At 50.4% G+C, this 15,360-nt stretch carries 12 protein-coding genes and 1 pseudogene; 9 read left to right on the forward strand and 4 right to left on the reverse strand.

Going from position 1 to position 15,360, the window contains the following annotated elements; translation table 11 throughout:
- The first annotated feature begins 204 nt into the window (after positions 1 to 204).
- On the forward strand, positions 205 to 2,838 hold the full coding sequence (locus tag AB4124_RS14485; protein WP_441973274.1) for a family 16 glycosylhydrolase: 2,634 nt from the start codon (positions 205 to 207) through the stop codon (positions 2,836 to 2,838).
- Positions 2,839 to 3,037: 199 nt separating this feature from the next.
- Here the strand turns inward: AB4124_RS14485 and AB4124_RS14490 are convergent, their stop codons facing one another.
- Positions 3,038 to 3,553, reverse strand: a complete 516-nt coding sequence (locus tag AB4124_RS14490; RefSeq protein WP_441973275.1) for a hypothetical protein — start codon at positions 3,551 to 3,553, stop codon at positions 3,038 to 3,040.
- A 393-nt stretch (positions 3,554 to 3,946) separates the two neighbouring features.
- Here AB4124_RS14490 and AB4124_RS14495 point away from each other — a divergent pair, with 393 nt between their 5' ends.
- The 8 genes from AB4124_RS14495 to AB4124_RS14530 all read left to right on the forward strand — a co-directional run bounded on the left by AB4124_RS14495 (position 3,947) and on the right by AB4124_RS14530 (position 11,289).
- A complete protein-coding gene (locus tag AB4124_RS14495) occupies positions 3,947 to 5,398 on the forward strand; it encodes a helix-turn-helix domain-containing protein (RefSeq protein ID WP_441973276.1) in 1,452 nt (483 codons plus the stop codon).
- A gap of 135 nt (positions 5,399 to 5,533) precedes the next feature.
- Positions 5,534 to 6,244 (forward strand): purine-nucleoside phosphorylase, encoded by a 711-nt coding sequence (deoD, locus tag AB4124_RS14500; RefSeq protein WP_441973277.1) that lies wholly within the window; start codon positions 5,534 to 5,536, stop codon positions 6,242 to 6,244.
- A 51-nt stretch (positions 6,245 to 6,295) separates the two neighbouring features.
- Complete coding sequence (locus tag AB4124_RS14505; RefSeq protein WP_015738050.1) at positions 6,296 to 6,895, forward strand: ECF transporter S component; 600 nt, start codon at positions 6,296 to 6,298, stop codon at positions 6,893 to 6,895.
- Between the two features lie 44 nt (positions 6,896 to 6,939).
- The gene (locus AB4124_RS14510; RefSeq protein ID WP_076323673.1) at positions 6,940 to 7,689 is read left to right on the forward strand and encodes an energy-coupling factor transporter transmembrane component T; all 750 of its coding nucleotides are present in this window, start codon (positions 6,940 to 6,942) and stop codon (positions 7,687 to 7,689) included.
- Positions 7,686 to 8,546 carry an energy-coupling factor ABC transporter ATP-binding protein gene (locus AB4124_RS14515; protein ID WP_441973278.1) on the forward strand — a complete coding sequence of 287 codons (861 nt, stop codon included), beginning with the start codon at positions 7,686 to 7,688 and terminating at the stop codon, positions 8,544 to 8,546. The genes AB4124_RS14510 and AB4124_RS14515 overlap by 4 nt, the downstream gene beginning before the upstream one ends.
- Positions 8,543 to 9,349, forward strand: coding sequence for an energy-coupling factor ABC transporter ATP-binding protein (locus AB4124_RS14520; protein ID WP_441973279.1), 807 nt, complete (start codon positions 8,543 to 8,545; stop codon positions 9,347 to 9,349). Before AB4124_RS14515 ends, AB4124_RS14520 begins: the two co-directional genes overlap by 4 nt.
- Before the next feature lie 23 nt (positions 9,350 to 9,372).
- Positions 9,373 to 10,326, forward strand: coding sequence for a nucleoside hydrolase (locus AB4124_RS14525; RefSeq protein WP_441973280.1), 954 nt, complete (start codon positions 9,373 to 9,375; stop codon positions 10,324 to 10,326).
- Positions 10,327 to 10,353: 27 nt separating this feature from the next.
- Positions 10,354 to 11,289, forward strand: coding sequence for a nucleoside hydrolase (locus AB4124_RS14530; RefSeq protein WP_441973310.1), 936 nt, complete (start codon positions 10,354 to 10,356; stop codon positions 11,287 to 11,289).
- A gap of 42 nt (positions 11,290 to 11,331) precedes the next feature.
- On the opposite strand, the pseudogene AB4124_RS14535 reads toward AB4124_RS14530, so the two are convergent.
- From AB4124_RS14535 to AB4124_RS14545, 3 genes and pseudogenes are all read right to left on the reverse strand, one after another.
- Positions 11,332 to 11,931 (reverse strand): annotated as a pseudogene (locus AB4124_RS14535) (uracil-DNA glycosylase).
- A gap of 421 nt (positions 11,932 to 12,352) precedes the next feature.
- Entirely contained in the window at positions 12,353 to 14,101 is a 1,749-nt protein-coding gene (locus AB4124_RS14540) for a S8 family serine peptidase (protein ID WP_441973281.1), read from the reverse strand.
- A 396-nt stretch (positions 14,102 to 14,497) separates the two neighbouring features.
- Entirely contained in the window at positions 14,498 to 15,274 is a 777-nt protein-coding gene (locus tag AB4124_RS14545) for an AAC(3) family N-acetyltransferase (protein WP_430108757.1), read from the reverse strand.
- Positions 15,275 to 15,360 lie beyond the last annotated feature (86 nt).

Below are 15,360 nucleotides of genomic sequence, written 5' to 3' on the forward strand. Positions count from 1 at the left end.
GCCATAATGCGCCGTCTTCATCCCAACTGGATCTTGATGACCGTTGCGCTCATTCATATAAACCCGAAATAATGGGGCCCAACCAAAAAAATGGTACCTATCCTTCTGAATATGAAATTCGATAGAATTAAGATGTCTCCATTGTAAGCGTTTTCCTTTATTCGCATATGCTGGGGAATTCATTTATCTTAAGGGAGGGTATTTATGAAGCGATCACAAACTTCGGAAAAGCGGTATAGGCAAAGGGTATTGAGCTTATTCTTGGCGGTCGTGATGCTGGCTAGCATCGGCCTATTGCCGACTTCGAAGGTTCAGGCTGCTGAGACTGCTGGAACCACCATAACCTCGATGTCTTACTTTTCAGCTGCAGACGGGCCTGTCATCACCAAATCAGGGGTTGGCCAGGCAAGCTACGGTTTTGTCATGCCGATATTCAACGGAGGCTCTGCCACCTGGAATGATGTTGCCCAGGACCTGGGAGTAAAGGTGAAAGTAAATGGCAGCTGGGTCGATATCGACAGTGTCGGCAGCTTTGTCTATAACCAGAACTGGGGGCACTGGAACGACGGCGGCTTTACCGGCTATTGGTTCACGCTCTCCACAACAACCGAAATTCAGCTGTACTCCAAAGCCAATGAGGTCAAGCTTGAATATTCACTAGTCTTTCAAAACATCAACAAAACAACCATCACCGCGATGACCCCGACCCAAGGACCGCAAATTACAGCAGGGTTTACGGGCGGTGCCGGCTTTACCTATCCTATTTTCAACAATGATCCGGCCATAACCTATGCGGCCGTAGCAGATGATTTGAAAGTGTATGTGAAGCCTGTAAACAGCAGCCAGTGGATCGATATCGACAACAATGCAGCCAGCGGCTGGATCTATGATCAAAATTTTGGCCAATTCACTGACGGAGGAGGCGGCTACTGGTTTAATGTAACGGAATCGATTAACGTCAAATTAGAATCAAAGACCTCTTCGGCTAACATCGTCTATACCATCTCCTTTAATGAGCCCGTAAGAAACTCTTATGTCCTTACGCCTTATGAAGGAACGACCTTTACAGCCGATGCGAGCGGCGCTATCGGCATCCCGTTGCCTAAGATTGATGGGGGTGCGCCAATCGGCACGGAGCTTGGCAATTTCGTATACCAGATTAACATCAACGGGCAATGGGTGGATCTGGATAACTCAAGTCAGAGCGGATTCGTTTACTCCGCTAATGGCTACAATAACATGTCCGCTGCCAACCAGTGGGGATATTGGGCGGACCATATCTATGGCCTGTGGTTCCAGCCGATCCAGGTGGATATGCAGATCCGTATCGGCTATCCACTAAATGGACAGGCAGGTGGAAGTGTGGGCAGCAATTTCGTCAACTATACCCTGATTGGCAACCCAGATGCTCCCCGGCCGGATGTAACCGATCAGGAGGATATTCCGATCGGAACGCCAAACGACCCAGCCATCGAGGGTATGAATCTCATCTGGCAAGATGAATTTAATGGAACCGCGCTCGATCAGAGCAAATGGAATTATGAAACAGGTTATTATCTCAATGACGATCCCAATACATGGGGTTGGGGCAATTCGGAGCTGCAGCATTATACCGATCGTGCACAAAATGTTTTTGTACAGGACGGAAAACTTAATATCAAGGCTTTGAACGAGCCAAAATCCTTCCCGCAGGATCCAAGTCGGTATGCACAATACTCCTCCGGCAAGATTAACACCAAAGATCATTTTTCCCTCAAGTACGGCCGAGTGGACTTCCGAGCAAAGCTGCCTACAGGCAACGGCATCTGGCCTGCGCTCTGGATGCTTCCCCAGGATAATGTGTATGGAACATGGGCATCATCCGGTGAAATCGACGTGATGGAAGCAAAAGGACGCTTGCCAGGCTCGACGAGCGGCGCCGTACACTTTGGGGGACAATGGCCGACGAACCGGTATCTTTCCGGTGAATATCACTTCCCTGAAGGGCAAACCTTTGCCAATGACTATCATGTTTATTCCGTAGTCTGGGAAGAGGACAACATTAAATGGTATGTGGATGGCAAGTTCTTCTTTAAAGTGACCCGGGATCAATGGTATTCCGCAGCGGCGCCGAACAATCCAAATGCGCCTTTCGATCAGCCGTTCTACCTCATTATGAATCTAGCGATCGGCGGGACCTTTGATGGCGGCCGGACCCCGGATCCGTCCGATATCCCTGCAACGATGCAGGTAGACTATGTGCGTGTGTATAAAGAAGGGGAAGGCGGCGGCCAGAATCCAGGAAACGTGCCGGTTACCGGCGTAACAGTGAGTCCGACCACGACACAGGTCGAAGTCGGGCAGCGTGTTCAATTAAATGCCAGCGTGGCACCGTCCAATGCAACGAATAAGCAGGTCACCTGGTCCGTTTCCGGTTCCAGCGTCGCTTCCGTGAGTCCGAACGGTCTCGTGACCGGACTCGCTCAGGGTACAACAACCGTCACGGCGAAGACCGCTGACGGCAATAAAGCAGCCAACGCCACGATCACCGTTGTACCGGCATCATCCACCGTGATCGTCATCGGCGATGAGGTGAAGGGCCTGAAGAAGATCGGCGATGACTTGCTGTTCTATGTCAATGGCGCAACCTTTGCCGATTTACATTATAAGATCAATAATGGCGGGCAGTTAAACGTAGCCATGGCTCCAACGGGGAACGGTAACTATACCTACCCTGTCAACAACCTGAAGCATGGGGATACCGTCGAGTACTTCTTTACCTATAACCCGGGGCAAGGAGCACTGGACACCCCTTGGAAGACGTATGTTCATGGGGTCACGCAAGGAACACCGGAGTAAACCGGGTAAGCCCGGACGATCATGTAAGTGGTTGAAATACCGATGCCTGCTCCGGGTTGCAAGAGTGCAATGTGAAATAAATCAGGGCAAACAGAAGGCCGTCGACATCATCGACGGCCTTGCTTCAGTGGATCAGCTATCGTTGATTCTCCTTTAGCTGAATCAATGGTCTTAATATTTTTTGCATGTCGCTTCAATATTACGACTGAACACTCGCTGCTTTACTCGCCTGTCTTGAATGTAAGATTTTCATGGCGTATCTTGCTATAGGCTGTGCGACCAACATTTCAATCCAGAACGCTACACCAAAGTTTCGAGGCCAGGTATGGAGGAAATTTTTAAACGGATCCAGACTTATGTGTTTCGTACCAACCATAGGGCCAATAATTGAGAGCAATAGAGATAATATCGTTACATTTAGTACGATATTTAATAGTACTCTTGCATTAAATCCATCGGTCTGTCCCACAAATTTTAGCATCACCTTACCAACGATCGGGCCTGCAATTAGCTTTACGCATAACACGACGATGACCCACATAATAGGAATCACTTTTAGACCATCCATGTAAACTTCTTTACTAAAGCCGCGTTCCAATCCCATAATAATCGGCGCGATCGTGTTTACTGAAATAATCGATATGATCAATAAAAATAATATACCCTCTTTTCCGTTTCTAGGCAGTCTTGTCTCTACGTATTTCTGGTTTGCCATTCCCTATCATCACCCCTTCATATAAATGGTTCACCGTGTTATTTTAGCGATTTAGGATCTTCTTCATAAGTGAACATTTTGTGAATATTTTTGCCTGACTAATCATTCGGTCATCAAGCGCTTTACACCATCATGCCGTTCAATTTCCGATATACCGATTGATTATAACCCCAAATCCCATTACGATTACTTATAAGATACTTGTCCTGAGAGTCATAGCTATCCTCAAAATAGAAAAAGCACATGGACTATATGCCGCGTAAAACGGGAAGCCTTCTGAACGTTTGACGCGGCTGTTTATAAATACGTACATTACGTCCCATACTTAGGTATATCAACGGGTGAGAGGATTGACATCTAACCGACTCGTTCAGCAAGGGAGAGAACAGACGCATGGAAAAGGAATTCATACTGACACACAAGCTGTTGACCCTGCTCGATTCCGAATATCGCTGGTTCACCCTTGCCGAGATTGAAGAGCAGCTTGGCGTATCGGACAAAACGATCCGTAAAATTATCGATGAAGCCAAGCAGGAGCTTCCTCCTTCGATTCATTTTGAAATCTCGCGGGGGAAGGGTGTCATTCTCCATTACGATAAACGAAATGTCGCGATTGGCGAGGTCATCTCTTCCATGTACAGGCAGAGAACCTTCTACCAGCTGCTCGATGTGCTTTTTGCCGAGGGAGGGCGCTACTCGCTGGATGAGCTGGCCGACAAGTTGTATATGAGCTCTTCCTCGCTGAAAAAGCTGATCATCCGGCTGAACAACCATGAATTGAAGCGATACCATTTGCGCATTGCGTATTCCATGCCAGAGGTCAAAGGCAGTGAAATCAGTATTCGTTATTTCTACTGGAAATCGTTTTACGATGCCTATGAATTCTCAGGCTGGCCATTTGCCGACATAGACCAAGCCCAGATCCATGAATACATTACGGCGATCGAGTCGGAGAATGACATCGTGTATTTCCTCAACGCCAAGCGGAGCTTGTCGTTTCTGGCGGCGATCATGATTACCCGAGTGCTGCAGGGCAAATATGCGGATGTTCGGAGCGGGCCATATGACTGGGAGAACCGTATGCTTCACTCCTCTGTTGCCGCATTGGCCAGAGCGCTGGAGCAGCGGTACGCCATTCACTTACCGCTGGACGAAATCCGGTTTCTGCAGGCCATGTTCAGCTTGGGCCAATACAATTATTATGATGAAGCGAAAGTCAGCGCGATGATTTCGAGGGAAAAAGCGAATCTCGTGCAAATCGGGGAGGAAAAATATCAAGTTATCAATCATTTTCTCATGCTGGCGCTTGCCGCGTTCCCTGCCATTGATATGAACGACCGGTTTATCTGGGAAATCGGAGATTTCTTTGAGAAGCTCCGGCTGGAAAATGCGCTTCCCGATCTGATCGCCATCTCGGCAAGCGGCCTGACGGAATATGTCCAAAGGGATTGCCGCCCCATGTACCAGATCGTTAAGAGCTGCATGCAGGAATGGAGCCAGCGCTACCCGGGTATTCAGTATAACGACTACCATCTGACGAAGCTGACGCTGTTGATCAGCTCCAGCCTGCGCTATAACAGCAAAAAGGCTTTCTTGCTGATTGGCGAGGAATTCTCCATCCGCCATTACGTCGCCAAGCTCATCAAGAATGAAATCGGTGACGAGCTGATCATCAACACCTCCATTATGGAGGGGCTTACCGATGAAATGATTCAGAAGCACGGCATCGATTTCGTGATCAGCACGTTTCCCGTCGAGCTGCATACGGTGCCCGTGGTCATTATTTCAACGATACCGACCAAACGGGATTTAGAAAATATCCGCAAGGAATTAATGCAACCATGAGACTCATGGTTGCATTTTTCCGTTAAGCTCCGTAATATTCTGGTCTTGGTTATCCCTTCGATTCTGACTATGATGAAGACAGATCAAGAATAAAGCGCTTTCTTAAGAGGGAGGCCAGTAAGCAGGAGGAGCAAGATGAGCATACATTTGGGAGCACAACAGGGAGATATCGCAGAACGCGTGCTGCTGCCCGGCGATCCGCTACGGGCAAAGTTTGTGGCAGAGCACTTTTTGGAGGAGGTATATTGTTACAACGAAGTGAGAGGCATGTACGGGTACACCGGCCTTTATAAAGGAGTTCCCGTTTCTGTCCAAGGTACGGGAATGGGCAACCCGACCATGAGCATATATGCGACGGAGCTGATTCAGGATTACGGAGTCAAAAAGCTGATCCGCATCGGTACTTGCGGCGCCATGCAAAAAGAGCTTCAGGTCCGCGACATCGTACTGGCCCAAGCCGTATCCTCGGACAGCAATCTGATGGAAAAAATATTTCATGGCTGCAATTACGCGCCAACCGCCGATTACGGCATGTTAAGCAAAGCCCATCAACTGACTCAGGAGAAACAGGTAAATGTCTTTGTCGGCAATATTTATAATTCCGATGAATTTTATAGGGAAACTTTGGACCGTCTTCATAAATTCATGGACTTCGGTGTGCTCGCGGTCGAGATGGAGAGTGCTGCTCTATACACGCTGGCTGCTAAATACGGCGTCAGGGCCCTGTCCATATTGACGGTAGGTAGTCATCTGCTGACCAATGAACGCTCGTCTCATCAAGACAGCGAGCAGTCCTTCCACGACATGGTCGAGGTCGCGCTCCATACCATCTTAGCAGACGAATAGTCTTCCGTAGGATTGCTTGTATTACAAACTATGCTCTAGGGGGAAAAATCAATGGGAATCAAACGCGGATTTAAATATGATTTTTCGTTGTTGGCCATTTTGTTGATCCCGATCGGGATCGCAATCAACTTTGTCGGTGCACAAATCATACTGCTGCTCAAGCTGCCGATTTACCTGAACACCATCGGGACGATTCTGACGGCCATGATCGCCGGTCCTTGGGTCGGTATGATTACGGGGGCCAGCACCAATCTTGTTGTCGGCATAACGAACCCGGTCTCGTTCGCATTTACGCCTGTACAAATGGCCGTCGGTCTGGTGGTCGGCCTGCTCTCCATGAGAGGCATGTATACGAAGCTGTGGAAAGTGATCTTGTCTTCATTCGCTGTCGTACTGACCGTTCTTATCGTGGCCTCTCCGATCCAGGTGTTGATGTTTGGCGGAGCGACCGGCAACTCTTCGGATGCCGTGGTTGCTACATTCCTGGCCTCCGGTCAGCAGATCTGGACAGCGGTATTCTCAACCAAAATCCTGGTGGAAAGCGTCGACAAAATCATCAGCAACGTCATTGCCTTTGTCATCGTGATGAAGATGTCCCCAAGATACTTGTCCAAGCTCAATTACGGTGCAGCTTTTATCAAAAAGAAATGACGTGTAGTCCACAATGGATACGCTTTCATAAAGGAGGGGTTCTTGTGAATAACGAACGGTCCTTGTTGAGCCGTCTCTATCCAACAACCAAGTTTATGATTACCATCGCTTTATGTTTGGCCGCATTTATCGTGCCCGGCTACGGGTTCAGCTACGCCGTTCTACCGATTTGCATGGTGCTGGCCTACTTCGCCGGCAGCTTTAAGGAGTTCTCCAATCTGGCGATCAAGGCTCTGCTGATGATTGTTGTGTTCATCTTTATCCTGCAGAGCTTCTTCTATCCCGGCAACGATATTCTGTGGAGCTGGAGCATCTTCTCCATCAAGCGGGAAGGACTTGAGTTCGCCCTGTTCCTAACATCCAAAATCGTGGCGGTGGCATCAGCCTTCATTCTGTTCTTCCGCATCACCAAGGTCAAGGATTTGGTCCATTCCCTGGAACAGATCGGCCTGCCGTCCAAAGTAACCTATGTCATCTTGTCCACCTTGCAGCTCATTCCGGAGATGAAAAAACTGACTCACGTCATCATGGATGCCCAAAAAACACGAGGCGTTGAAACCGAAGGCAAGCTGCTTGTCCGCATGAAGGCCTTCCTGCCGACCCTAAGTCCGCTCATTCTCGGATCCGTGGCTAGCACGGAAGAACGGGTACTGACGCTGGAGTCGAGAGCCTTCTCGGCCAATGTCAAAAAAAGCAGCATCTACAAACTGGAGAAAACAAAGCATGACCGGCTGGTTCGAATTCTGCTGGTCGTACTGCTTGCTATCTTAATCGTCTGGAGAGTTGCGCTATGAGTATCATTACGATCAAGAATCTATCCTACCAATATCCGATCAGCGAGTCCGATGCACTAAAGAACGTGAATGTGACGATCGAAAGAGGCAAGCTGTATGCGTTGATTGGGGCCAACGGAGGCGGAAAAACGACCCTGTGCAACGTCATTCGCGGGTTTATCCCCCACTTTTATAAGGGAGATCTGCGCGGCGAGGTGCTGATTGAAGGCAAGGATATCCGCGAATGGGAAATGGGCGAGCTCTCCCAAAAAATCGGCTATGTGTTCCAGAATCCTTTTACACAGATCAGCGGCGTGAAGGATAACGTGTTTGAAGAGATTGCATTTGGCCTTGAAAATCTGGGCATGGAGCCCGCACTTATCCGGGAGAAGGTGGGTCAGGTCATCAACATGCTGGAGATCGATTATTTGCGGGACAAAAACCCGTTCGAGCTCTCCGGCGGCCAGAAGCAGCGGGTTGCGCTCGCCTCCATCATCGTCATGGAGCCGGATGTGCTGGTCATTGACGAGCCGACCTCGCAGCTTGATCCGAAGGGAACGGAAGAAGTGTTCAAGATTATCGAGCTGATGAAGAAAAAGGGGAAAACCATCATACTCGTCGAACATAAAATTGAGCTGATTGCTGAATATGCCGACGATGTCATCCTGCTGAGCGAGGGTGAAGTAGCTATGCAAGGCAGCTCGCAGGAGATTCTTACCGATGAGCGTGCCCTGGCATTCGGAGCCGCGCTCCCCCAATATTCGCTGTTCGGCCTGGACATGCGCAAACGGGGGATGGAACTCGGTAGCATCCCCTTAACGGAAAAAGAAGCCCTCGAGGCCGTGCAGACATGGATGAAGAAGGGGGTTAACGCATGAGCTTTCTGACTTTGACGAATGTTTCCTATGCCTATCCGAACGGCTACAAAGCGGTGGACGGCGTCAACATGTCCTTTCAAAAGGGGGAATCCGTTGCTATTGTCGGCCAGAACGGGGCAGGTAAAACGACCACCGTCAAGATGATGAACGGGCTGCTCAAGCCTTCCGAGGGGGATGTCGTCATCGACGGCTGGAATACGCAGGATTATACCACCGCGCAAATATCGCGGAAGGTCGGCTACGTGTTCCAAAACCCGGATGACCAGATCTTTCATAACGATGTGTACAGCGAGATTGAATTCGGCCCCCGCAAGCTGGGCCTTCCGGAGGAACAGGTCAAGGCTAACGTCATGAAAGCGGCGGAGCTGGCAGGCGTCGTTCCGTTTCTTAAGGACAATCCGTACAATTTACCCTATTCCATGCGTAAATTCGTAACGATTGCTTCCGTCATTGCGATGGATTCCAGCGTCATCATCCTGGATGAGCCGACGGCAGGTCAGGATCTTCCAGCCATGGCCCGGCTCGCCCATCTGATCGAGGCTTTAAACCAGGAAGGAAAAACCATCATCACCATCACGCATGATATGGAGTTTGTCGTGAACAACTTCCAGCGGGTCATCGTCATGGCGAACCGTCGGGTTATTGCGGATGACGACAAGCGGGCCATCTTCTGGAATCTGGATGTGCTGGAGCAGGCGATGCTGAAGCAGCCGCATATCAGCAGGCTCAGCCACTCCCTGGATATCGGCCATAACATTCTGGCGATACCGGAGCTTACGGACGAGCTTGCCAAGCATAAATGAGGGAATAAGGGGGTGACAACGATATGGAGCAGGAGCAGGTTAAACACATCCTCTTGGATGTGGATACCGGCGTGGATGATGCCCTGGCGCTCATCTTTGCCGTAAAGTCCAATAAGCTGCATATAGAAGGCATTACAACGGTATTCGGCAATGTGGACGTAAAGCAGGCGACGAAGAATACGCTCCAGGTGCTGGAATTGGCGCAGCCCCGGTACGAAATTCCCGTTGCCATGGGAGCGGATGCCCCTTTGTTTCGCCCTCGCCGGGAGAACGTAACCGCCATTCATGGAGCAAACGGCCTGGCCGGATATGAACTGCCGGAAGCGCGGCAATCGCCGGTGAACGAGAGGGCATCCGATTTCATCGTGCGGAAGGTGCGGGAACAGGCGCATGACATTACGCTGGTCTTCACCGGCAGGCTGACCAATTTGGCGGTGGCACTCGCCAAGGACCCGTCGATCGCGCAGAAAGCCAAGCTGGTGCTGATGGGAGGCGCCATCAAGGTGCCGGGCAATATAACGCCTGTATCTGAAGCCAACATTCACGGCGATCCCGAAGCGGCGCACCGGGTGTTCGAGTCCGGGATTCCGATTACGATGGTGGGCCTGGACGTGACCGGAAAGGCCAAGTTCGGCGAGGCTCATTATCAACAGCTTATGAGCGGCTTCACGGATGAACAGGCAGAGTTAAAAGCTTTCATGCAGCATATATTCACCTTCAGCTTTGAGGCAAGCGACCGTTTGAACGAGGGCAGATACCGGCTGATGCATGATCCGCTGGCACTGGCTTTCGTTGAGGATGCTTCCCTTGTGGAGACGGAGGATTATTACGTATATATTGAGACAAAAGGACAAATATCTTCCGGCGCAACGCTGGTCGACTTCAGACGTCCACAGTCACGGACCAATGCCTCTGTCTGCATACAGGTCCGTGAAGAGGCATTCTTGCAGCATTATATCCGAACGGTGCTGTCATAACCGTCAGAGAAAGGAGGAACATGATTGATGCATCGAATCGTATTGGATGTGGATACGGGCGTTGACGACGCTTTGGCGATTGCCTACGCTGTCCGATCCTCGGCTCTTGATATTCTAGGGATAACGACCTGTTTCGGAAACGTACCGGTGGAGGATGCGACACGAAATACGCTCCATGTATTGGAACGGCTTGGTGCAACCGGGATTCCTGTCGCCATGGGGGAAGCCGCCCCCTTGTTCCATCCCTCGATGAAGTCGTATCCCGTCCAGTTTCATGGCGAGAATGGACTCGGCAACTTGGCATTCCCCGATCCGGCAGCTAAGCCGGTCTCAACGTCGGCCGCTGCCTTTATGGTGGATCAGATCCGGCGATATCCGAAGCAGGTAACACTGATCTGCGTCGGCCCGTTGACCAATCTGGCTGCGGCCATTCTGCAGGCGCCGGAGATATCGTCACTGGTCCGTCAGATTATCGTGATGGGCGGAGCCGTGGGCGTGTCGGGCAACCGCCGAATGCATGCGGAAGCGAATGTATGCTCCGATCCGGAAGCGGCCCAACTCGTCTTCCAATCCGGAGCTCCGATTACGCTGGTCGGACTGGATGTGACTATGCAGACCGAGCTCAGTCTAAAGGATATTCAGCGCTGGAGAGACCTGGATTCGGATCTAACCAGCTTCTTGGCCGATGTAACTACCTACTATATCGGAGGCTACCGGGAAGCCTATGGCGACCGGACAGGCTGCGCCCTGCATGATCCGCTTGCAGTAGCCGTCGCGATCGACCCGAGCCTGGTCGAGGTTCAGCCGATGGTGCTCCAGGTGGATCTGGAAGGCATCCACTCCTATGGCAGAACCATTGCCGATCTGCGTCCGCGTTGTACCGACCAGCCGAACGTTAACGTCTGCATCGGCGTCGACGCCAAGCGGTTTCAGGAACACTTTATGGAGACCTTGATGAGATAAGCTGCGGCATTAGGAGTGAACGGCGGGTGCGTTCGCTCCTCTTTATGTTCCCCTCGCTGCTCTTTCCTCCCACTTCGCCCTCAAACCCTTCAAATCCTCGATAAAGAACCTTAGCAAATTGGGCCTTCTTCTTACCGCCAGTGGATGATAGGTAAAGCCCATCGGTGTGCCCTGGAATTCATGCCAACTCCCCCGCAGCTCCTTGACGGTGGCTTTCTCCTTCTAGGGGAATAATCCTTCGACTACGACATTGCCAAAGCCAAATAGTACGAGCGGCTGCTTCTGAAGGAGCTGCGCCTGCAAATGCGGAAGACATGCCGCTCGGGTTGCAGGCTTATCGTAAGCGCGGATTGGCCGTCGCTTCAGCAAATAGGTGACGTAAACTGAGTGGATATCGATGCCCGCTTCCCTCATGCCGAGTTGGAGGGTTTCCCTGGTCCCGCACAGGAACTCGTTTCCTTCCCTGTCCTCCCGGGCTCCCGGATTATCCAGGATCATCATCAGCGAGCCTTGCGGATTACCTTCCCCCCAGATGACACGATTCCGCTGTTTGCACAATTCGCAGCGTTCACAATGCTGCATATCTTCGGGCGCTCGCTCTTCTGGCAAGATGACGCAGGGATGATTCGTTTCCGTAGACATACCATTCCTTCCTTTCTGTCGCATGCAATGGTTCCATTATGCCCACCCCAAGTAAAAACTTGCCGTCGCGTATGATACGTCAAAGCCGTATTGTTTTTTAAGACTACCATCCATCTCATTATTCCTTTCACCGAAGGATGGTCCAGTAATGGTGCCCCCATCCCCCGGTACGGGCAATCATCAGTGCTTTTATCAGTTTCTATAGTGGGGAAGAATTTCAGAATGGGACGTTATATCTCTCCAAAAAGTTGGTTGAGAAAATGAATGCAGCGTTGCAGGATGGCTGGTTTATTCTTAACATCAATCTTCCCATTAATCGAATTCAAATATAACTACATCTCCACCGAATAAATAAAAGCGCCTTGCAGACCGATCTGCGAAGGCGCTTCTGAACATTTACTCGGATCGATATTAAACTATATTATTTCTTCAACCATAATGCCGGTACGTTCGTTGGCTCCCAGCCCACCATCGAGGTATGTGCTTGAAGGCACTGATATGCTGCCCCGCCGTAAGTCACTTCGTCCCCGATCTTATATGATACACCCGGGGCCCAAGCCGACGGCTGTGACGAATCGGAATCCGTAGTTACCGTTACAGCATTGCTTGCTGCAGACCGATTACCTGCGGCGTCTGTCGCTTTAACTGTGAACGTATAGGTTGTATTGGGTGTCAAGCCGGTGATCGTTGCCGAAGTATTCGTGACGGTGACCGCTAACGAGCTTCCTTGGTATACTTCATAAGCTGTTACGCCTACATTGTCAGTAGAAGCACCCCAGCTAAGCGATACGCTTGTGCCAGTTTTACCTGTGGTCGTTACATTGCTAGGTGCGCTCGGGGCTTGCGTATCGCTACCACCGCCACCACCACCTGCCGCTAGCACAGCAGCGTGGGCATCAACAATGCCATACCCATACTGATTCGTGCTTCCGGCAGGCTGCGCCGTATTCCTGAGAATATCTCTGGCCGCAGCAGGAGTAAGACTCGGATTGACCGATCTCATTAATCCTAGTACGCCTGCCACATGAGGGGTTGCCATCGAGGTGCCGGACATGGTTGTATATTGACCGTTTGGATATGTGCTGTATATGTTCGATCCCGGAGCCATCACATCAAGACCCGTTCCATAATTCGAGAAGCTCGAACGCGTTCTGCTTGATGTAACGGAGCCCACCGCAATTGAGCCGCTGTAAGCTGCCGGATAAGAGATGCTTGGAAGTCCATCATTACCGGTAGCTGCCACTACGATTGTGCCAAGGCCAACCGCTGTTTGGATCGCCTCATCCATCCCGCGATCATAGCCGCCGCCGCCCAGCGACATGTTGATGACATCAGCTCTAATATTCGCGGCGTGAAGAATACCTTGTTGAATGCCATACATCGAACCTGAGCCGCTGTCGCTAAGCACTTTAACCGGAACCAAAGTCGCGTTCTGCATGACGCCTGACACCGATCCATAGCTGGCGATCGTTCCCGCAACATGCGTGCCGTGCCCATGACGATCGATTGTGGTACTGCCTACAAAGCTCCGACCCAGGCTGGTGTTCACCAGATTACTCAAGCTCGCATGGTTGCTGTCAATTCCCGTGTCAAGCACGCCAATTCGAACTGAGCTAGATCCGGTCGTAATCCCCCAGGCTTGCTGAACCCTAATCATGTCATAATGCCAACGCTGATTGTTGTGAATCGCTTGAACTGAAACTTCTTCCAGAGCTGCGGTTTCAAGCGCGTACACTTTGCGATTTTCAGAGATATACCGAACTTCGAGACCGAGGTCATCCAACGTTGTCTGCAATGCTTCTTTGGCGGAATCGATGGACTTGTAGTCATTTACAGAGTACTCGACCAAATATACCAATCCCATTTGTTCTATCGCCGCAGCCCTGACATCGGTATCTAGCTGCTGCACCGAGAAGGTGCCCATATCCTGTCCGAACAGTGAATCGGCAATAGTAAAACCGCTCTTCGTAAGGGAACCCGATTTCATCAATGTATGATCTGCGCTTTGAATCGAATTTACATCGGGCGGTTCCGCAATCGACACGACGAGTTGACCTTCAATATAATCCGTCGAGTGACCCTGAGCGGAGCTTCCAAACGATACCCCTGTAAAGAGGCCTGCCACTAAAAAAATGGCGACTAAAATCGAAATTGCATACTTCCTCATCATTAAAATCCCCTCCAAGGAACAAATATGAGCCAGTCGTCTGGTTTCTTGATTTCCTCGTTTTCCTTGATCCCCCCTTCTTAACATCATAAATATGGGGAGGGCGCTGAATAAATCACCCTTTTTTTACCAATTAATACTTTTACATCTTTTTTTGGCAAATATTTAAGAAAATCCCCATTTCATCTTGCCCGTAATGCCTTGACCTAACTGCGTGTCGTTGATCGTTGGTCTACAACTTGCCTGTGTGATGTATGGAGTCAGGAGGACGGGCCTATCAGCGAAAAAAAAGCGAAAGGAGCTAGCAGTTACCAGCCCATTTCGCCTTTTGCACTTATGTATGAAATGCTTATACCCTACACTTTACCCATTCTCACCCAATCCCTGCGGTCTTTTCGATCAATCGTGGTTGACTGAATGATACAAGGGAAGATTATCCGAGAACAAATCCGAATTGTCCTTAAGCATTTCAGTTATGATGTTCGCCACCTTAGCGGCATCACAGACCCTTACAACGGCATCGCCAAGTCGCCCTTTATGCATGGCACCTTGGCCTTCAAGCACCTCATCGACTTTCCAAAAATGCTCTGACCACGACAACCCGCAATGTCTGCGGGAAGGTACAGGAATTTCTGTTCCGTCCGGTAACACCGTGTACAGCATCTCGTGGTCATCCGTTAACCTGCCCGGTATGTCCACCCACTCTTCGACTCCATGAATAAAGGTGTTGCGCTTTAAATCGACCCCAACTAACAAGATGGTCGCCCTTCGGTCGAGCAGCTTCCCCCAGGCAGAACCTCTAGCGCATGGCGTATCGAAACGATGATCGTCATTTGTAAACGCTATAGAATCCTGGCCTAATGCCGCCACCGAATGAGTAGGGTGCAGCGAACGCACCACACCAGGCCGTTTGCGAAAAAGTTCAGGCAATATCCCGACACAGGAAGATGACTGATCTACGTAAAATTTCGGATTATCTGCATTGATGTAAGACCACGTATGAGTGGGTAACACCAGCAGCCCATCTTTCATATAGGCTGTCAACGCATCCAGAACTGTGTCCGCACCACCCTCGACCGGTCCCATACTCTTCATCGAAGAATGGACCAACAACGTCCCTTTGCTGTCAATACCCAGCTGCTCTAATTGCTTCATTAAGCTTTCCATCGTGTGCATGTTCCTTCCCCTCCTCCGGCCCATTATATCAAAACTTGCTTTACTTATGGTAAGGTTCACCGCGCTGTCTGTATCGGCAAGTTTTT

It is taken from the genome of Paenibacillus sp. 2KB_20 (genome assembly GCF_052115765.1).
Classification (GTDB): Bacteria; Bacillota; Bacilli; order Paenibacillales; family Paenibacillaceae; genus Paenibacillus_AQ.